The organism is Bradyrhizobium oligotrophicum (genome assembly GCF_051168495.1).
In the GTDB taxonomy this organism is placed as follows: domain Bacteria; phylum Pseudomonadota; class Alphaproteobacteria; order Rhizobiales; family Xanthobacteraceae; genus Bradyrhizobium; species Bradyrhizobium oligotrophicum_A.
Map to the genome: position 1 here is coordinate 615,326 of NZ_JBNPVB010000001.1, position 17,230 is coordinate 632,555.

General features: G+C 66.5%; 18 protein-coding genes and 1 other RNA gene. 10 read left to right on the forward strand and 9 right to left on the reverse strand.

Translation table 11 applies throughout. The annotated features are described in order from the left end of the window. Position 1 precedes the first annotated feature (1 nt). From ACQR1B_RS02635 to ACQR1B_RS02645, 3 genes are all read right to left on the reverse strand, one after another. Positions 2-502 (reverse strand): Lrp/AsnC family transcriptional regulator, encoded by a 501-nt coding sequence (locus ACQR1B_RS02635; protein ID WP_434831376.1) that lies wholly within the window; start codon positions 500-502, stop codon positions 2-4. A gap of 128 nt (positions 503-630) precedes the next feature. After that, positions 631-1,575 (reverse strand): NAD(+) diphosphatase, encoded by a 945-nt coding sequence (nudC, locus tag ACQR1B_RS02640; protein ID WP_434831375.1) that lies wholly within the window; start codon positions 1,573-1,575, stop codon positions 631-633. A 3-nt stretch (positions 1,576-1,578) separates the two neighbouring features. After that, positions 1,579-1,998, reverse strand: a complete 420-nt coding sequence (locus tag ACQR1B_RS02645; protein WP_434831374.1) for an HIT family protein — start codon at positions 1,996-1,998, stop codon at positions 1,579-1,581. A gap of 147 nt (positions 1,999-2,145) precedes the next feature. On the opposite strand from ACQR1B_RS02645, the gene ffs reads away from it, so the two are divergent. From ffs to ACQR1B_RS02675, 6 genes are all read left to right on the forward strand, one after another. Beyond that, positions 2,146-2,242, forward strand: an RNA gene (ffs, locus tag ACQR1B_RS02650) — signal recognition particle sRNA small type. Between the two features lie 146 nt (positions 2,243-2,388). Then, on the forward strand, positions 2,389-4,230 hold the full coding sequence (locus tag ACQR1B_RS02655; RefSeq protein WP_434831373.1) for a DNA polymerase III subunit gamma/tau: 1,842 nt from the start codon (positions 2,389-2,391) through the stop codon (positions 4,228-4,230). 20 nt (positions 4,231-4,250) lie between these two features. Further along, complete coding sequence (locus tag ACQR1B_RS02660; protein WP_434831372.1) at positions 4,251-4,571, forward strand: YbaB/EbfC family nucleoid-associated protein; 321 nt, start codon at positions 4,251-4,253, stop codon at positions 4,569-4,571. A gap of 25 nt (positions 4,572-4,596) precedes the next feature. After that, positions 4,597-5,196, forward strand: coding sequence for a recombination mediator RecR (gene recR / locus ACQR1B_RS02665; protein WP_172111652.1), 600 nt, complete (start codon positions 4,597-4,599; stop codon positions 5,194-5,196). A gap of 20 nt (positions 5,197-5,216) precedes the next feature. Continuing rightward, positions 5,217-5,642: a hypothetical protein gene (locus ACQR1B_RS02670; RefSeq protein WP_434831606.1), complete on the forward strand. Its 426-nt coding sequence runs from the start codon at positions 5,217-5,219 to the stop codon at positions 5,640-5,642. Between the two features lie 96 nt (positions 5,643-5,738). Beyond that, the gene (locus ACQR1B_RS02675) at positions 5,739-6,080 is read left to right on the forward strand and encodes a hypothetical protein (RefSeq protein WP_434831371.1); all 342 of its coding nucleotides are present in this window, start codon (positions 5,739-5,741) and stop codon (positions 6,078-6,080) included. Position 6,081: 1 nt separating this feature from the next. Here the strand turns inward: ACQR1B_RS02675 and ACQR1B_RS02680 are convergent, their stop codons facing one another. Continuing rightward, complete coding sequence (locus ACQR1B_RS02680; RefSeq protein WP_434831370.1) at positions 6,082-7,455, reverse strand: AmpG family muropeptide MFS transporter; 1,374 nt, start codon at positions 7,453-7,455, stop codon at positions 6,082-6,084. Between the two features lie 43 nt (positions 7,456-7,498). Beyond that, on the reverse strand, positions 7,499-8,731 hold the full coding sequence (locus ACQR1B_RS02685; RefSeq protein ID WP_434831369.1) for a DNA recombination protein RmuC: 1,233 nt from the start codon (positions 8,729-8,731) through the stop codon (positions 7,499-7,501). Positions 8,732-8,900: 169 nt separating this feature from the next. Between ACQR1B_RS02685 and def the strand changes: the two genes are divergently transcribed. The 4 genes from def to ACQR1B_RS02705 all read left to right on the forward strand — a co-directional run bounded on the left by def (position 8,901) and on the right by ACQR1B_RS02705 (position 13,564). Then, complete coding sequence (gene def / locus ACQR1B_RS02690; RefSeq protein WP_434831368.1) at positions 8,901-9,428, forward strand: peptide deformylase; 528 nt, start codon at positions 8,901-8,903, stop codon at positions 9,426-9,428. A gap of 141 nt (positions 9,429-9,569) precedes the next feature. After that, on the forward strand, positions 9,570-10,505 hold the full coding sequence (fmt, locus tag ACQR1B_RS02695) for a methionyl-tRNA formyltransferase (protein ID WP_434831367.1): 936 nt from the start codon (positions 9,570-9,572) through the stop codon (positions 10,503-10,505). Positions 10,506-10,622: 117 nt separating this feature from the next. Further along, positions 10,623-11,360: a tRNA pseudouridine(38-40) synthase TruA gene (gene truA, locus ACQR1B_RS02700; RefSeq protein WP_434831366.1), complete on the forward strand. Its 738-nt coding sequence runs from the start codon at positions 10,623-10,625 to the stop codon at positions 11,358-11,360. A 146-nt stretch (positions 11,361-11,506) separates the two neighbouring features. Further along, a complete protein-coding gene (locus tag ACQR1B_RS02705) occupies positions 11,507-13,564 on the forward strand; it encodes a methyl-accepting chemotaxis protein (protein WP_434831365.1) in 2,058 nt (685 codons plus the stop codon). 88 nt (positions 13,565-13,652) lie between these two features. Here the strand turns inward: ACQR1B_RS02705 and ACQR1B_RS02710 are convergent, their stop codons facing one another. The 4 genes from ACQR1B_RS02710 to ACQR1B_RS02725 form a co-directional block, all read right to left on the reverse strand. Further along, complete coding sequence (locus tag ACQR1B_RS02710) at positions 13,653-14,228, reverse strand: hypothetical protein (protein ID WP_434831364.1); 576 nt, start codon at positions 14,226-14,228, stop codon at positions 13,653-13,655. Positions 14,229-14,289: 61 nt separating this feature from the next. After that, a complete protein-coding gene (locus ACQR1B_RS02715; protein WP_434831363.1) occupies positions 14,290-15,441 on the reverse strand; it encodes an SMP-30/gluconolactonase/LRE family protein in 1,152 nt (383 codons plus the stop codon). Between the two features lie 136 nt (positions 15,442-15,577). Further along, positions 15,578-16,522 carry a helix-turn-helix domain-containing protein gene (locus ACQR1B_RS02720; RefSeq protein WP_434831362.1) on the reverse strand — a complete coding sequence of 315 codons (945 nt, stop codon included), beginning with the start codon at positions 16,520-16,522 and terminating at the stop codon, positions 15,578-15,580. A gap of 276 nt (positions 16,523-16,798) precedes the next feature. Next, on the reverse strand, positions 16,799-17,008 hold the full coding sequence (locus ACQR1B_RS02725; RefSeq protein ID WP_434831361.1) for a 2TM domain-containing protein: 210 nt from the start codon (positions 17,006-17,008) through the stop codon (positions 16,799-16,801). Between the last annotated feature and the right edge of the window lie 222 nt (positions 17,009-17,230).

Sequence of the window (17,230 nt, forward strand, 5' to 3'; positions counted from 1 at the left end):
CTCAGACCGGCGGCACCGGCAGCGCCGTCACCGACTTGATCTTCTCCATCGCGAAGCGCGAGGTGACGTTCTTGAGCGGAACCGCGCTGATCAGCTTCTTGTAGAACACGTCATAGCTCTGCATGTCCGCGACGACCACGCGCAGCATGTAGTCGACGTCGCCGGCCATCCGGTAGAACTCCATCACCTCGGGCATCGAGCTGACCGCCTCGGCGAATTTCCGCAGCCAGGCCTCGGAATGGTCGGCGCTCTCCACCGAGACGAACACGGAGATGCCGAGCCCGATCTTGTTCTGGTCGACCAGCGCGACCCGGCGCAGGATCACGCCGTCGGCCTCCAGTCGCTGGATGCGCTTCCAGCATGGCGTCGACGACAGGCCGACCCGGTCGCCGATCTCGGCGACGGACAAGGATGCGTCCTCCTGCAGGACCATCAGGATCTTGCGGTCGATGGCGTCGAGCCGGCGGTTGCCCTCGGGGGCCTGGGCAGAGACATCGGTCATGGAGAAATTTGTTCCATATAAAGGTCCGTAAACCCTCATACAGAGAAAATCGTTCCAAGGCAAGAATGGGACGTTCAGGGCCGTTCAGCCCTGATGACGACAGCGCGTGCTCCAGAAGAGGTTTCAAATTACCTCTGCTCAGGCTCCTTCAACCAGCGACCGACCAGATGATGGGCAATGGCAAATGGATGCGGCCCCGCCAGACCGTCCGGGTGCTGCCGCAACAGCATCTGCCGGGCCTCGTCGCGGCTGAACCAGCGCGCGTCCTCCAGCTCGGTGCGGTCGATGACGATGTCCTCGTTCAGTGCCCGCGCGCTGCAGCCGATCATCAGCGACGACGGATACGGCCAGGGCTGGGTCATGTAATAGGCGACGTCGGTGCAACGGATGCCGGACTCCTCGAACACTTCGCGACGGACCGCGTCCTCGATCGTCTCGGCCGCTTCGACGAAGCCGGCGAGGCATGAATACATCCCGGCCGGAAACTGCTTCTGGCGGCCGAGCAGGCACTTGTCGCCGGAGGCGACGAGCGAGATCACCACCGGGTCGGTGCGTGGGAAATGCTCGGTCTTGCAGCTCGGGCATTCGCGCTTCCAGCCGCCCTCGCGCATCGCGGTCTTGGTGCCGCAATTGGCGCAGAAGCCGTGGCGCTGATGCCAGGACACCATGGACTTCGCCATGGCGATCGTCGCCAGCTGGTCCACCGGGATCGCCCCCTGCATCGCCATGCCGCGCAGCTCGGTGACCGCGACGTCCTCGCGGCCGGCGAGCTTTTCGACGGCGCCCGGCGCGATGCCCATGCCGAACACGGCCTCGCCATTGAGCAGGCCGAGAAAGATCGTTCCCGGGTTGGCGCCGAAGCCGAGCGCCTCGTCGATCGACAGCAGCGCCCGCAGCTGGTCGCCGTCGCGCTTCAGCACCAGCGAATCGCGATGCACCAGATAGGCCCGCGTCGACGGCTTGGTTTCGAAGGCGATCAGTTTGTCGTCATGGAAGCGCAAATGCGCCGCGCGGTCAATCGTGTGTCCGACGAACGCCGGCTGCCCCAGCGGAAACAAGTCGAATGGCGACATCTCTTACCCCAACCAGATCTTGCGCCTGATGGCGCTGATGAAATGCGCAACCTCCTGCGGATCGTGCGGCACAGGCGGGGCGACGCCCCACACCGGACGCGGCCAGGCCACGTCGCCGGTTCGGCGGGCAATGATGTGAACATGCAGTTGCGGCACCATGTTGCCGAGGGCGGCGACGTTGAGCTTGTCGCATTCGGTGACGTCCTTGAGGGCGCGCGACACCCGCGTGATCTCGGTCATCAATTGTGCCTGGGCGACCTCGTCGAGATCGATGATCTCGACCGCGCCCTCGCGCCGCGGCACCAGCAGCAGCCAGGGATAGTTGGCGTCCTTGATGACCAGCACCCGCGACAGCGGCAGGTCGCCGATGTCGATCGTGTCCTTCGCAAGTTGCGGGTGCAGCGACCAGGCGGATTCGGGCATGCGGCGTATTCCGGGCAGGTGTCGTGCGGGGGGAGCGTGACGGCACCTAAAGCCTTTCCAGGCTGCGGCACAAGCCCGCGGGCTGGCGGGCCCGGCCGGCGAAGCTCGCGCTTGCTTTCCGGACCGTTTGGCCCCAAATAGGCAGCGGGAGATTGGCGGTGGACGAGCCACTCGCCAACCGGGTCAGGTCCGGAAGGAAGCAGCCCTAACGAGGTCCGGATCGGGTCGCTCGTCAGTCTCCTACCTGTTTTCTCGAGCGAATCGCGCACAGATGGCGGGGACCCCGCGCAGGCGGGCGCTCGACCGCACTCCGGTTGATTTCGTCGAGGCTGATTGCGTCGACGATCGCGATCGATGCCGGCCTGGAATGTTTCACTTGCGGATCGCTCGATGACTGACGCTGGCGCCCCACCTGTTCCGCCCGACAGCGCCGATGCTCCTGCCAAGCCTTACCGGGTGCTTGCGCGCAAATACCGTCCCTCCAGCTTTGCGGATCTGATCGGCCAGGAGGCCGTGGTGCGCACCGTCTCGAACGCATTCGAGACCGGCCGTATTCCGCAGGCCTGGATTCTCACCGGCGTCCGCGGCGTTGGCAAGACCACGACCGCCCGCATCCTCGCGCGCGCCCTGAACTACGAGCTGCCCGACGGCTCGGTGAAGGGGCCGACCATCCACATGCCGGTGCTCGGCACCCATTGCCAGGCGATCATGGAAAGCCGGCACATGGACATCCTCGAGATGGACGCCGCGTCTCACACCGGCGTCGACGATGTCCGCCAGATCAATGACAGCGTCCGCTATGCGCCGGCCAGCGCGCGCTACAAGGTCTACATCATCGACGAAGTCCACATGCTGTCGACGGCGGCATTCAATGCCTTCCTCAAGACGCTGGAGGAGCCGCCGGAGCACGCGAAGTTCGTGTTCGCGACCACCGAGATCCGGAAAGTTCCGGTGACGGTGCTGTCGCGCTGCCAGCGCTTCGACCTGCGTCGGGTCGAGGCCGACGTGCTGATGAAGCATCTCGCCGGGATCGCGACCAAGGAAGGCGTGACGATCGAACCCGAGGCGCTCGGCATCATCGCGCGTGCCGCCGAAGGCTCGGTGCGTGATTCGCTGTCGCTGCTCGACCAGGCGATTGCGCATAGCGCCGGCGAGGTGCGCGCCGACCAGGTCCGGCAGATGCTGGGCCTGGCCGATCGCACCCGCGTCATCGACCTGTTCCATCATCTCGCCAGCGGCGACATCGCGGCGGCCTTCAAGGAATTCCGCGAGCAGTACGACGTCGGCGCCGATCCCGTGGTGGTGCTGTCGGACCTTGCCGAATTCGTGAACTTCGTCACCCGGGTGAAGGTCGTGCCGGCCACTGCCGACAACGTCGCCTTCAGCGAGACCGAGCGGCTGCGCGCGCGCGATTTCGCGACCAAGCTGTCGATGCGCGTGCTGTCGCGGATGTGGCAGATGCTGCTCAAGGGCATCGCCGAGACGCAAGGCGCGACCCGGCCGGCCGCTGCCGCCGAGATGGTGCTGGTGCGCATCGCCTACGCGGCCGATCTGCCGACGCCGGATGAAGCCATCCGCATGATCGAGCAGAATGGCGGCGGCTCGCCGATCGTCACGAGCGGCGCGGCGTCGCGTCCGGCGCCTGCTCCCAGCATGAGTGCGGGGGCAGCGCCGGCGATGGCGTCGGCGCCCATGCAGGCGCCGCGCGCGCAAGGGCCGACGCTCGCCGCAATGGGGGGCGGGATGCGTCCGCAGGCGATGTCGTCGCAGCCCTCTCCGGCAGCACAGGAGCAGCCCGCGTTGCGGCTGGGGAGCTTCCAGGAGCTCGTCGCGCTCGCCGGCAAGAATCGCGACCTGATCACCAAGAGCGCGCTCGAAATGGACGTCAGGCTCGTCCGCTTCGAGGAGGGGCGGTTGGAGATCGCGCTGGAACGGACGGCGCAGCGCTCGCTTGTCTCGGACCTCGGCCGCAAGCTCGAGGACTGGACGGGCCGGCGCTGGACTGTGATCGTTTCCAACGAGGCGGGACAGCCGACCTTGCGCGAGCTGAACCTGCGCGCCAAGAGCGAGCGCGAGGCGGCGGCGGAGGCCGATCCGCGCGTGCAGGAAATCCTGGCGCGGTTCCCCGGCACCAAGGTCGTCGAAGTCCGCAGGCTCGCCCCCGAGCCGCCCGAATCGGACGCCAGTGCTGTCGAGCCGCCTGACGAGTCCGATAGCGATGATGATTTCTAGGCAGATGATGAGGTGTTCCGATGGCTGACTTTCTCGGCATGATGAAGCAGGCGGCCCAACTGCAATCGAAGATGCAGGAGATGCAGGCAGAGCTCGGTAACATCGAGGTCGAAGGCATCTCGGGCGGCGGCCTCGTGGCCGTTCGCATGAGCGCCAAGATGGACGTGAAGGGCATCAAGATCGATCCGTCGCTGCTGAAGCCCGAGGAGGCCGAGATTCTGGAGGACCTCCTGGTGACCGCGCATGGCGATGCGCGCCGCAAGGCAGAAGCCGCGATGCAGGAGAAGATGCAGGCGATCACCGGCAAGCTCGGCCTGCCGCCGGGCTTCGGGTTCGGCTAGTCGACCTGATGACATTCGTGAACTGATGGCCGTCGCCGGTCCCGAGATCGAACGCCTGATCCAGCTGCTTGCGCGCCTGCCCGGCCTCGGGCCGCGCTCGGCGCGGCGTGCCGCCCTGCACCTGATCAAGAAACGCGAGGCGCTGATGGTGCCGCTCGCCTCGGCGCTGCAGGTCGCGATCGAGCGCATCCAGGTCTGCAAGACCTGCGGCAACATCGACACGCAGAGCCCCTGCACGGTGTGCACCGACCCGCGGCGCGATCCCGCGATGATCGTCGTCGTCGCCGACGTCGCCGACCTCTGGGCGCTGGAGCGCGCCAAGGCCAGCAACGGGCGCTATCACGTGCTGGGCGGCACTCTCTCGCCGCTCGACGGGGTCGGTCCTCAGGACCTCACCATCGATGCGCTGGTGCAACGTGCGCATGCCCCCGAGGTGCAGGAGATCATCCTGGCGCTCAATGCGACGGTCGATGGCCAGACCACCGCGCATTACATCACCGACCTCCTGCAAGAGGCGAACGTCAAGGTTACGCGGCTGGCACATGGCGTGCCGGTCGGCGGCGAGCTCGACTATCTCGACGAAGGCACGCTCTCGGCCGCGATGCGGCAGCGGACCTTGTTCTAAGCACAGACGAAAGTGGAATGATGACGAAACGCGGATTCGGCAAACGGCTGGCTTTGGGCGCGATTCTGATAGCGCTCACGGCCCCCTCCGTGCTGGCGCAGCAGGGCGAGGCGGCGCAGAAGGCGGGCAGGCCGCTCAATGCCGGTGACGTGCTGTCGGGTGAACTGAACGCGCTGATGCTCAAGGGCGCCAAGCCGGGTCAGCCTTCGGCTGCCTATCAGATCACGAGCGAGCCGCGCCGCCTGCCGCCGCCGAGCGGCCTCTGCAATCTGGAGACCGGCCCGGAGACGTTCCAGCTCGTCACCGCGAGCCCCGCGCAGGCCTCGCAGCTCAAGGGCCTGCTCGGCAAGCAGGTCGCGGTCAAGGTCGACGAGATCGCCTGCGCCCAGGATGCGGGGCAAATCAGCGAGGCGGTGGTGACCAAGTGGAGCTTGGTGAAGCGGTGATCGTCGGCTACCCTTGCATATGATAGCACCGCGATTTCCAGCGGGGTGGGGGCACCAGTGAGAGCTGCCATCGCTTTTGTCATTGCCACGGTCCTGATGACAGCTGCCGCAGCGTCCGAGGACCTTGGTCGGGACGATCTCGGTTATCCCGACGTCGCGGCTGCGATGGCGGGCCTGCGCGCTAAACCGGGCGTCAGGAGCTCGAGCCAATCCGGCTGGATCGTTTTCGAGGACAGCGCCGCGCAGTCCGTCTGGTCCTTTCCGCCGTCGAATCATGCGGCCTATCCCACCGCGATTCGCCGCCGGATCGTGCAGCAAGGCAACGACATCTTCGTCAAGATGGACGTGCGCTGCGAGGCTGCCAAGCCAGCCTGTGACGCCGTCGTAGCAGAGTTCGCGCGTCTCAATGGCCAGGTGCGCCAGAACCTCGCGCGTTAGCTCAGACCCGCGTCTGAAGGCCATCGAAATGTCCGCGCCGCTGCAGCCAGGCGAGCAGCACGAGGCTCGGGATCGCGACCAGCACGCAGATCACGAAGAACAGCGGCCAGCCGGTCGCCTTCGCAACGTAGCCCGCGCCCGATGACAGATAGGTACGCCCGACCGCGGCGAGCGCGGTGAGCAGCGCATATTGGGTCGCGGTGTGCAGTGGATTCTGGCACAGCGCCGAGAGATAGGCGACGAAGATCACGGTACCGATCGCGCTGGTGAAGTTTTCCGCCGAGATCGCCAGCGCCAGCGCCCATTGATTGACACCGACCACCGCCAGCCAGGAGAACGACAGGTTGGCGAGCGCCTGCACCACGCCGCCGATCCAGAGGCTCGTCGCCAGCGAGTAGCGGCGCGCGAGGAAACCACCGGCAAAGCCGCCGGCGAGCGTCGCGGCGAGGCCGACGCCCTTCACGATCGCGGCGTAGTCGACCTTGCTGAAGCCGAGATCGATCACGAACGGCGCGGTCATCGTCCCGGAGAAGGCGTCGGTGAACTTGAACAGCACGACGAAAGCGAGCGCCGCGAGCGCGTCGCGCCGGCCGAGAAACTCCAAGAAGGCGCCGGCGGCCGCCTGCATCACGCGGGTGAGGGCGGTGTCGGCCCCCATCGCGGCTTCCGCCCGCTGCGATTGCGCCGGCTCGGTCGCGGCGAGAGCCGTGATCGTGCCGATCAAGACCAGACCGGCCATCACGACATAGCCCCACATCCAGGACGACGGCCGCGACAGTCCGCTGGTTTCGAACGCACTGACCACCACCAGCGCGCCGGCGGTCGAGACCAGCATGCCGATGCGGTAGGCGGCGACATAGGCGGCCATGCCCGCGGCCTGCTCGCTCTCCGGCAGGCTCTCGACGCGGAACGCATCGACCACGATGTCCTGCGTCGACGACATCGCCGCCACCAGCAGCGCGGCCAGCGCCACCATGAACGGCGCGCGGGCCGGGTCGGTGAGCGCCAGCAGCAGAATGGCGCCGATCAGCAGCAGCTGTGCGAACACCAGCCAGCCGCGCCGCCGTCCGAACGCGCGCGTCAGCAGCGGCACATGCAGCGCATCGACCAGCGGCGCCCACAGGAATTTCAGCGTGTAAGGAGTCCCGACGAGGGCGAACAGCCCGATCGTGCCGAGGTCGACGCCGAGCTCGCGCATCCAGATCTGCAAGGTGGAGCCGGACAAGGCCAGCGGCAGACCGGAGGAGAAGCCGAGGAACAGCACCACGAGCACGCGCGGCTGCAGGTAGACGGCCACGCTCTCGCGCCAGGTGGGGGCGGGCTTGGCGTCGAGCTTCGGAGCGGCGATGTCGGAGGCGGCGTCAGGTGCGGTCATGGCGGGGTGGTAGCAGATTTGCCGGGCCTTCGCGACGCCACCATCACTCCCCCGCCTGCACGCGCCCCGTCAGCGGAAAAAGGTCCGGCGTCGTGCCGGCAGCCGGCGCGATGCGCGGCGACTCCATCGGCGCATCCTGTTTGCTGAAATCGAGTTCCTCGATCCGCGCGGCACGCTTCTCGATCTTGTCGGCGGAGATCAGGATCTGGCGGATGTCCTCGCCGACGTCGCCAAAATGCTTCTGCAGCTTGAGCACGCGCTCGCGCAGGCGGCCGAGATCGTCGCCGAGATGGATCACCTCGTTGCGGATCTGGTCGGCGGCGTCGCGGATGCGCGCGTCCTTCATGATCTGCTGCATGACCTGGATCGCGAGCATCAGCAGCGATGGCGACACCAGCACGATTCGGGCGCGATAGGCCTTCTGGATCACGTCGTCGAAGCCGTCATGGATCTCGGCATAGACCGATTCCGACGGCACGAACATCAGCGCGGTGTCCTGGGTCTCGCCCACGACCAGATATTTCTCGGCGATGTCGTTGACGTGGCGCAGCACGTCCGTGCGCAGCCGCTGCGCGGCGGAGCGCTTCTCCTCTTCGGTCGCCGCGTCGTGCAGCGCGGTCACCGCCTCCAACGGAAATTTCGCGTCGATGCACAGTGGTCGCGTATCCGGCAGGAACACGACGCAGTCGGGCCGCTTGCCGCCGGCGAGCGTGTACTGAAAGGCGTAGCTGCCCTTCGGCAGCCCGTCCTGCACGATCGCCTCCATGCGCGCCTGGCCGAACGCGCCGCGCGACTGCTTGTTGGCGAGCACATCGCGCAGGGTCGTCACCTGCGTCGTCAGCTCGCTGAGGTCGCGATGGGCATTGTCGATGATGCCGAGCCGCTCGTGCAGCACGCGCAAGGAATCCATAGTGTGGCGCGTGCTCTGCTCCATCGACTGGCCGACGCGATGGGTGACGGCATCGAGCCGCTCGTTGACGCTGCGGGCAAGGTCCACCTGGCGGCCGGCGAGAAGCTGCGCCATCGCGTCGACGCGGCCGGAGGCCTCGCTCTGGACCCGAATCATCTCGCCGAACCGGTGTTCGAGATCGTCTGCGCGCATTGCCTGCTGGGCCGCGAGTTCAACACTGCGCCGCCCGGAGCGGGCCACCGCAAGGCCGATCATCACGAGCAGCAGCAGCACCAGCGCGCCGAAGCCGATCAGCGCATCGCTGGCACGGACCGGGAGGTCGCCGATCATGATGACGACAGGATTGAGGGACTGGCTGGCGGTCATCGCCCCCGTCTATCCGATTCGCTGGATCTCGCGAACGAAGAGAGAACGTTTATGGTTAAGGCCTGGTTAAGAAGCATGGTTAACGAACCGTTGAAATTCATGGTTAGCGACGTCTTAACCGGGCGCCCTTACATTGACCGCGCCTGTTCCGCGGCTTAAATCGCGCGCCATGTCCTTAAGAGAAATCATCATCCTGCCGGACCGGCAGCTCCGGCTGGTGTCCAAGCCTGTCGAGAAGGTCACGCCGGAGATCCGGCAGCTGGTCGACGACATGTTCCAGACCATGTACGACGCGCCCGGCATCGGGCTCGCCGCGATCCAGGTCGCGCAGCCGCTGCGCGTCATCACCATGGATCTGGCCAAGCCGGATGCGGGCGGCGAGACCAAGCGCGAGCCGCGGGTCTTCATCAATCCCGAGATCCTCGCACGATCCGACGAGCTGTCGGTCTACGAGGAAGGCTGCCTGTCGATCCCCGAATATTACGAGGAGGTCGAGCGGCCGGCGCGCGTCCGCGTGCGCTTCACCGACATCGACGGCGTGGTCCGCGAGGAGGATGCCGAGGGCCTCTACGCCACCTGCATCCAGCACGAGATCGACCATCTCAACGGCGTGCTGTTCATCGACTATCTGTCGAAGCTGAAACGCGACCGCGTGATGAAGAAGTTCACCAAGGCCGCCAAGCGCGCGGGCGAGTAACGATCAACTCTCTCCTCCGTCATGCCCGGGCCTCGACCCGGGCATCCACGCCCCGCTGCTCGTGCCGGCGTTGCGACGTGGATGGCCGGGACAAGCCCGGCCATGACGGACGGGATGACGCTTTGAGGGCTATACGCCAAGATGCCGCTTCGCCTGATCTTCATGGGCACGCCCGACTTCGCTGTGCCGACCTTGCTCGCGCTCGCCGGCCACGGCCACGAGATCGCTGCGGTGTATACGCGCGCGCCGAAGCCCGGCGGCCGGCGTGGCTTGGCGCTGGTGCCGACGCCGATCGAGACCGAGGCGCGGCGGCTCGGCATTCCCGTGTTCACGCCGAGGACGCTGAAGACCGAGGAGGCGCTGGCCGAGTTCCGGTCACATCAGGCCGACGCCGCCGTCGTGGTTGCCTACGGGATGATTCTGCCGCAGGCGATTCTCGATGCGCCCCGGCTCGGCTGCTACAATCTCCATGCTTCGCTGTTGCCGCGCTGGCGCGGTGCGGCGCCGATCAACCGCGCCATCATGGCCGGCGATGCCGAGAGCGGCGTGATGGTGATGAAGATGGACGTCGGCCTCGACACCGGCGACGTTGCGATGGCCGAGCGCCTCGCCATCACCGACGCGATGACGGCGTCCGACCTGCATGACCGGCTGGCGCCGATCGGCGCCGGCCTCATGGTGCGCGCGATGGCAGCCCTTGAGCACGGCGGCCTGACCTTGACGAAGCAGGCCGAGGACGGCGTCACCTATGCGGCCAAGATCGAGAAGGCGGAGGCGCGGATCGACTGGACCAGGCCGGCTCACGCGGTGCTGCGCCACGTTCACGGCCTGTCGCCATTCCCGGGGGCGTGGAGCGAGGTGACCTTGGACGGCGAGGCGGTGCGGCTGAAGATCCTGCGCTGTGAGCAGGTGGCCGGCGCGGGCGAGCCTGGCGCCGTGTTGGATGAGCAGCTCACCATCGCCTGCGGCGACGACGCCATCCGGATCATCGAGCTGCAGCGCGCCGGCAAGGCGCCGATGAAGGCGGCTGATTTCCTGCGCGGGACGCCGTTGAAGCGCGGCGCTCGCTTTTCGTAACCCTGTCATCCCCCGTGAAAGCGGGGTATCCCATACGCTGAGACGATCATTGTTGAACGGTGACGTTGGCGATTACCGGATCGCCCGCCTGCGCGGGCGATGACACCCTCGAGTCAGATGCCCCGCTACAAGCTCACCATCGAATATGACGGCGCGCCGTTCTGCGGCTGGCAGCTGCAGGAGACCTTGCCGTCGGTGCAGGGTGCGCTGGAGGCGGCGGTGCAGGCGACCTGTGGCGTACCGACCCGCGTGCATGGCTCCGGGCGCACCGATGCCGGCGTCCACGCTACCGGGCAGGTGGCGCATTGCGACATTGAAAAGGACTTCCGCCCCGACAAATTGCGAGATGCGCTCAACGCGCATCTGCGACCCAACCCGGTCGCGGTGCTCGACGCCGAGATCGTGCCCGCCAGCTTCGAGGCGCGGTTCTCCGCCCGCAAGCGGCATTATCGCTATCGCATCGTCAACCGCCGCTCCAACCTCGCGCTCGAGGTCGGCCGCGTCTGGCGCGTGCCGCAGCGGCTGGATTCCGAGGCGATGCATGCGGCGGCCCAGCGCCTGATCGGCAAGCACGATTTCACCACCTTCCGCGACACCGACTGTCAGGCGAAATCGCCGCAGAAGACGCTCGATCAGCTCGATGTCGTCAGAGATGGCGACGCGGTGACGATCCTCACCTCGGCGCGTTCCTACCTGCACAGCCAGGTCCGCTCGATGGTCGGCTCGCTGGTGTGGGTCGGGCAGGGCCGCTGGAGTGCCGATGACCTGGCTGCGGCCCTCGCTGCGCGCAACCGTGCCGCCTGCGGCGTCGTCGCGCCGCCCGATGGGCTCTATCTGGTCAGAATAGACTACTGATCGGCGGACGGCATCGATCGCCCGCAACTCATCCGTGAGGTGCTGCAACTTACTCTCGCACCATCTAAATGCACCTCGCTTAACTTATAATTGAATGGTGGGCGGTATTTTTTGGCTTCCGTGGTCCGCACCTCAGTGAAGTCATCATGCGCATTCGCCAAGTCTTCCTGCTTTCGCTCATGCTCGGGGCCGCGATCGGCCTCATCGCGACTGTGCTGTTCGCCTGGCAGCAATTGGCTTCGCTTCAGACGGCGCGTGCGGTGTCCGCCGACACGCAACTGCTCGGCGCAATGGTGCGCCTCCCGGAAAAGTTGAACCTGGAGCGCGCCTGGATCAATCCGCGACTGGCGTCGGCCAATGTCGCCACCCCGGATGAGCTTGCAGCGCTGCAGACCTACACGCGCGGCTCGGATGAGGCGTTGGCGAAGGCCCGCAGCCTGGCGCAGCTGCGCGATGACCTCGCAGCACTCGATACGATCGAGCAGCGGCTGCGTTCGCTGCGGTCTGTGGCGCTCGACGCCGTCGTGCAGCCGAAGCAGATGCGGCCTGAAACCGTGGTCCGCGACTACGTACCGCAGATGTTCACGATTCAGGAATCCGCCGGCGCCCACATCGAGGTGATCCGCCGCCGTCTGACCGCGGCCAATCCTGCGGTGGGTCAGGCCGCCCGCCTCGCCGTGCTGGGCTGGGACCTGCGCGATTGGGCCGGCCGGGCCACGACGACGCTGGTGCGCTACATCGCGACCCGTCAGCCGATGACGGGCGAACCGGCCGAGACGCTCGCGACGTTCAAGGGACGGCTCGACCGGATCTGGTCGGCGGCGAAGGGCGCGGCCGCCGAGATCGACCAGAAGCCGATCTATGCGGCCCTCGCCGATGTCGAGAACGGCTATTGGGCGCGCGGCGGTGAACTCTATACGTCGCAGGTGGTGCCGAACCGCGGCAAGGTTCTCGATCTCGATCCCGATCAGTTCCTGCGCACGATCTTTCCGACCCTCGATACGATCCAGCCGCTGCGCGACGCGGCGGTCACCGAGGCGTTGCGCCAGAGCGAGGTTGCGATCACCGAGTCGAAGCTCCGCTTCGTGCTGGCGATGGTGCTGCTGGTCGTCAACGCGGTCGCGGCCGCGCTTGGCACGTGGTACTTCAACGCTCGTGTAATCAGGCCTCTCTCCAACCTGACCGTCCTCATTCGTCGCATCGCCGACGGTGCGCGCGACGTGGATGTCGCCTATCGCGACCGCACCGACGAGATCGGAACGCTCGCCAACGCGATCGGCGTGCTGAAGGACAAGTCGGCCGACGCGGACCGGCTGGCGCTCGAGGGCGCCGAGACCGAGGCGCGGCGTGAAGCGCGCCGGCAGAAGATCGAGGCTTTGACCGGCCGTTTCGGCGAACTCATCGACACCTTGTGCGGCCGGCTCAGCGATGCCGCGAGCGGACTCAAGCACTCCGCCGAGGCGCTCGACGGCTCGGCCAATGCCACCGCGGCGCGGGCGACGGCCGTGGCCCAGGCGGCTGCAAATGCGACCTCCGGCGTCAACACCGTCGCGGCAGCCTCCGAGGAACTCGACACGTCGATGAAGGAGATCACCCGGCAGATCGCGGAAGCCGCCTCGGAATCCTCCAACGCCACCGCGCAGGCGCTCGACACCACCGACAAGGTCCGCACGCTCGCCGGAAGCGCAACCCGCATCGGCGACGTCGTCCAGCTCATCCGCGCGATCGCCTCGCAGACCAACCTGCTCGCGCTCAACGCGACGATCGAATCGGCGCGTGCCGGCGAGGCCGGCAAGGGCTTCGCGGTGGTCGCCGCCGAGGTGAAGAACCTGGCGTCGCAGACCAGCAAGGCCACCGAGGAAATCGAAAGCCAGATCGCCGCGATCCAGAGCGAGACCGGCAGCACTGTGGCTGCGATCGAAAAGATTGCCGCCGTCGTCAACAGCATCAGCGGGGTCACCAGCTCGGTGGCGGCCGCGGTCAGCCAGCAGAGCGCCACGACACGGGAGATGGCGCGCAGCGTGCAGCAGACCGCCACCGGCACCCGCGACGTCTCCTCGTCGATCTCGCTGGTCAGCGCGGCCGCCGACGACACCCGCGGCTCGGCGCGCTCGCTGCTCGATTCGGCCGCGAGCCTCGCCGGCCAGGCCACCGACCTGCGCCGCGAGGTGGACAGCTTCCTGGCTGAGGTGAAGGCCGCCTGATCCGGAGCGAGGGATTGGCCTCGCTGGGCTGCCTGCGCTCGGGCGAGTGATGTCCTGCCGCATGCCGGCAGGCAGAGCCGCCGCGATGCTACTCCGACTTCCAAAGGCGGATGGTGGCGATCGAGGCCTGCGTATATCCGGCAGGCTTCGTGTCGCCGCCAAAGGCGGCCTGGCTCGTCAGCGTATTCGTGGTCAGGAGCCCGCCGACATAGGGCGCGGGCAATCCGCTTAGAACGAGCTGACAGCGGACGGAAAACAGGCCGGCTTCCGGAAAATCGGTCCTGATCGCGACGCATTCGCCGGATCCGCGGAACGACAGCGAGCCCAAGCTGATCTCGGCGTAGAAATTCTGGGACGCGCGTTCATCCGTCGGCCCGAAGCACCCGCGCAGTTCGCCGACGCGAGCGGCCCGGGTCTGGACAACACGGCCATCCTCGGGCTGCAGCACGACGCTCCAGAACGAGAACAGGCGCTCGGCGTCGGTTGCGAACGGCGCGAACCCCGTTTTGGCGGAGGAGCACCAGCCGTCGATGCCGGCATGCGGCTCCCTGATGCTGCGCAGAACGTAGATGTCTTCCCGCGCGCCTTGCGGCTGGGCTGCAGCGGGTCCGGACATCGCCACGCCCAACAGCGCACGGAGGACGACGCAGACGACGGCCGGCATTGCAATGGGTCGGCCATGAGAACGACGCGTGTCTTCTGCTGTTGGTTTCACGGCGCTATATTCACATGCCTCGATCGTTGAACGTCAGCGTCATCGTTGGCAGCCAGCCGATCCCATGCGCATGCAGGCTATGGATATAGAGGCGGTCGGCGGTCTCGGTCGCTCCCGTGGCTTCGGGATAGGCGGCGCTCGGATCCTGCAGATCGGCGGTGATGCGGCCGTCCTCGTCGATGGCGAAGACATGTCCATAGGATTCACCGAGCGGCAGGAGCGAGCGCGGCAGTCTCAGCAGCATTTTTCTCAGGAACGGTTTCTCGGCGAGCGAATCGGCCGCCGGATTGCGTGGCTTGAACAGCCCGACCCAGATGCGGCCGTCGCGGCCGCGCATCAGGTTGTCGGGATAGCCCGGCAGATTGTCGAGCAGCACCCTCGCCTGCGGCGAGCCGGTCTGGACGTCGAGATTGTCTGCCCGAGCATCGATCTTCCAGAGGCGATAACGGCCGGTCTCGTTCACGAACAGCGAGCGCGCGTCGGACGACAAGGCGATGCCGTTGGCGAACGACAGACCGTGGACCACGATGCGCGTCCGCGCCGTCGCCGGATCATAGGCGAGCACGCGGCCGGTCGCCGACTGCTCCATGATGTCGAGCACGCTTGCTTGATAGGTGCCGCCCCACCGCGCGGGCGAGAAGCGGGTGGACGCATCGGTGAAATAGATCGTGCCGTCGGCCGCCACGACGACGGCGTCGGCGTAGCCGATCGGATTGGTGGGGCTGACGCGATCGGTCAGAACGGTCACGCGCCGATCGGGAGCAATCGCCAGCAGCCCCTTGACGGCGTCCGCGGCGATCATCCGTCCCTGCGCGTCGAAGTCGAAACCGAGCACGCGCCCGCCGGTGTTGACGAAAACCTCGCGCTTGGTGCCGTCCGGCTCCATCCGGATCAGGTTGCCGCTCGTCACCGCGGCATAGAGCTTGCCGTCCGGTCCGATGGCGATGTGCTCCGGGCCGACCTCGTCGCCGAGGTCGATCATGCGAAGGCCTGACAGGCGCGTGTTCGGCGCGAAGGCGCCCGTGAGGCCGGGGGCGGTCGGGGCCGGCCACGACACCGGCGCTGCAGGAACCGGCCAGAGACAGAGATAGGCAACGGTGCCAGCGAGCACGAATGCCGCGATCCCTAGGATGGTGCGGAGGTTCGGCAGGCGTACGCGCATGCATGTCGCTCGTTGTTCGACGGCGCCTCGACGACGACTGATCGCTGGCACGGGCGCGGTGCGAACCAGGCTACCAGCCTCCAGCGGTCCGGATCTTTCAGATTCTTGCTGTTCTCACATCCTGCGGCCGCGCCCGCTATGACGCCAGGATGCGCCGGTATTCACCCGGCGTCACCCCGACATTGCGTTGAAACATGGTCGTGAGATGCGCCTGACTGCAGAAGCCGCAGCCGGCCGCGACCTGCGCGAGGTTGGTCGCGCCACGATCGAGCATGTGCCGTGCACGGTGAACGCGGCGCGCAAGCACATAGGCGTGCGGGCTCACGCCGACCGTTTCCTTGAAGCGCCGGGCGAAGTGATAGATGCTCATCGCCGCGACGCCGGCCAGCGATGCCAGATCGAGGTCACGATCGATGTTCGCCTCGATGTAGTCGATCACTCGTGCGACGCCCCGGGCCGGGATCTTCCCGTGCGATGTTCGGACATGGCGGCGAGCATGGCTCGAGAAGCGCCGGACGAGAATCTCGGAGAGCAGCAGCGCCCAACTGTCCAGAATGAGCCGTGTCGGCTCGATGCGGGAAAGGCCGTCCTGAATCCGACGTGCCGCCGCGCAGAGCCTGTCGTCCGTGACCGACGAGGGCGTTTGGAGGTGCGCGTGTGCAAGCTCTCGATCGAACAGGCTCTCGCAGACGGCGCCGGCGAGACTGAACGGCACGTAGAGATGCACGAAGCTCACCGGATTTTCGAACCGCCAATGCGCGCCTTCAAAAGGCTGCATCGCAATCGCGCCGACGTCGGTCGGCGCAGCCTCCCGGTTGCGCCAGACGCGTCCGCCGCCCGTGTTCAGCGCGATGCTGATGAAGGAGGGATCGCCGATCTGAGGCGTTTCTTCGATCGTGCAGTCCCAGAACGTGGCCTTGAGCGTGGTCGTCGCGTCCAGTCCGATCGTCCGTGTCGGTGCGATGACATCGCTTTCGAGGTAGCGCGGCGTGGTGTCGCTCGCCACCGCCTCGCAGAATGCGAGGCCCTGCATGTTGCCTGTCTGCAGATCGAAAGCATCCGAGCTCGCATGTTTCGGCATGGGGCGGCCACACTCTGACGTCCAGATCCGAGATGGATGTCAGATCCGACATGCACCCCGCCAAACCGGCCAAGAGCGGATGTCTCGCCGTCGCGGCTCCCCAACTCTCCTCAAAGGCGGGCTTGCAACGACAGACTTGACCTCTTGGCAGCGCTTGAACCTGCCGCTGAGTTTAGGCCCCGTCCGCAGCGATTCAAGTTGCGCGGTTGTCGCATGAGCAGTTTCGTCGACCTGTTGCGGGCCTTCATGCCGCGCCTTCCGGGCACCGGCACAATGTCAGGTGGTTTCGGGCTTGCGAGCGCCGGGACCCAGGACGAAGAACCAATGCGACAGCAGGCCGACGCCCCAGCCCAGCAGCGCCCACAGAACCCAATATGGCGCGCCGGTCAGAAGATTGATCATTGCGAGCAGGACGATGCTCGGGATGAAGACGATCGTATGAATGCGGAAGCCCAGCTTCTTCTGCGCGGCGGTCGCCTGTCTCATGATGATGATCTCCCAAACTCGATGAGTTTGCGATGGGATTGACGACGCCTCGAACATGCGGCGGCCTTGGCCGATAGTGTCGAAAGGCCGCGCGGACCGAAAGCCGGGCGAGGAAAAAAGCAAGATTCTGAAAAGACGGCGGATGCGACGACGCGCTGCCCGCGCTCCGCCGCCTGCGGTTGCGCGCCATGAGGCGCGACATGGCAACGCGATGAGTTAACC

Coding starts and splice junctions, on each gene's coding strand:
- ACQR1B_RS02635 (WP_434831376.1), bottom strand. CDS start 502: ATGACCGATGTCTCTGCCCAGGCCCCCGAGGGCAACCGCCGGCTCGAC.
- nudC (WP_434831375.1), bottom strand. CDS start 1,575: ATGTCGCCATTCGACTTGTTTCCGCTGGGGCAGCCGGCGTTCGTCGGA.
- ACQR1B_RS02645 (WP_434831374.1), bottom strand. CDS start 1,998: ATGCCCGAATCCGCCTGGTCGCTGCACCCGCAACTTGCGAAGGACACG.
- ACQR1B_RS02655 (WP_434831373.1), top strand. CDS start 2,389: ATGACTGACGCTGGCGCCCCACCTGTTCCGCCCGACAGCGCCGATGCT.
- ACQR1B_RS02660 (WP_434831372.1), top strand. CDS start 4,251: ATGGCTGACTTTCTCGGCATGATGAAGCAGGCGGCCCAACTGCAATCG.
- recR (WP_172111652.1), top strand. CDS start 4,597: ATGGCCGTCGCCGGTCCCGAGATCGAACGCCTGATCCAGCTGCTTGCG.
- ACQR1B_RS02670 (WP_434831606.1), top strand. CDS start 5,217: ATGACGAAACGCGGATTCGGCAAACGGCTGGCTTTGGGCGCGATTCTG.
- ACQR1B_RS02675 (WP_434831371.1), top strand. CDS start 5,739: ATGACAGCTGCCGCAGCGTCCGAGGACCTTGGTCGGGACGATCTCGGT.
- ACQR1B_RS02680 (WP_434831370.1), bottom strand. CDS start 7,455: ATGACCGCACCTGACGCCGCCTCCGACATCGCCGCTCCGAAGCTCGAC.
- ACQR1B_RS02685 (WP_434831369.1), bottom strand. CDS start 8,731: ATGACCGCCAGCCAGTCCCTCAATCCTGTCGTCATCATGATCGGCGAC.
- def (WP_434831368.1), top strand. CDS start 8,901: ATGTCCTTAAGAGAAATCATCATCCTGCCGGACCGGCAGCTCCGGCTG.
- fmt (WP_434831367.1), top strand. CDS start 9,570: ATGCCGCTTCGCCTGATCTTCATGGGCACGCCCGACTTCGCTGTGCCG.
- truA (WP_434831366.1), top strand. CDS start 10,623: ATGCCCCGCTACAAGCTCACCATCGAATATGACGGCGCGCCGTTCTGC.
- ACQR1B_RS02705 (WP_434831365.1), top strand. CDS start 11,507: ATGCGCATTCGCCAAGTCTTCCTGCTTTCGCTCATGCTCGGGGCCGCG.
- ACQR1B_RS02710 (WP_434831364.1), bottom strand. CDS start 14,228: ATGCCGGCCGTCGTCTGCGTCGTCCTCCGTGCGCTGTTGGGCGTGGCG.
- ACQR1B_RS02715 (WP_434831363.1), bottom strand. CDS start 15,441: ATGCGCGTACGCCTGCCGAACCTCCGCACCATCCTAGGGATCGCGGCA.
- ACQR1B_RS02720 (WP_434831362.1), bottom strand. CDS start 16,522: ATGCCGAAACATGCGAGCTCGGATGCTTTCGATCTGCAGACAGGCAAC.
- ACQR1B_RS02725 (WP_434831361.1), bottom strand. CDS start 17,008: ATGAGACAGGCGACCGCCGCGCAGAAGAAGCTGGGCTTCCGCATTCAT.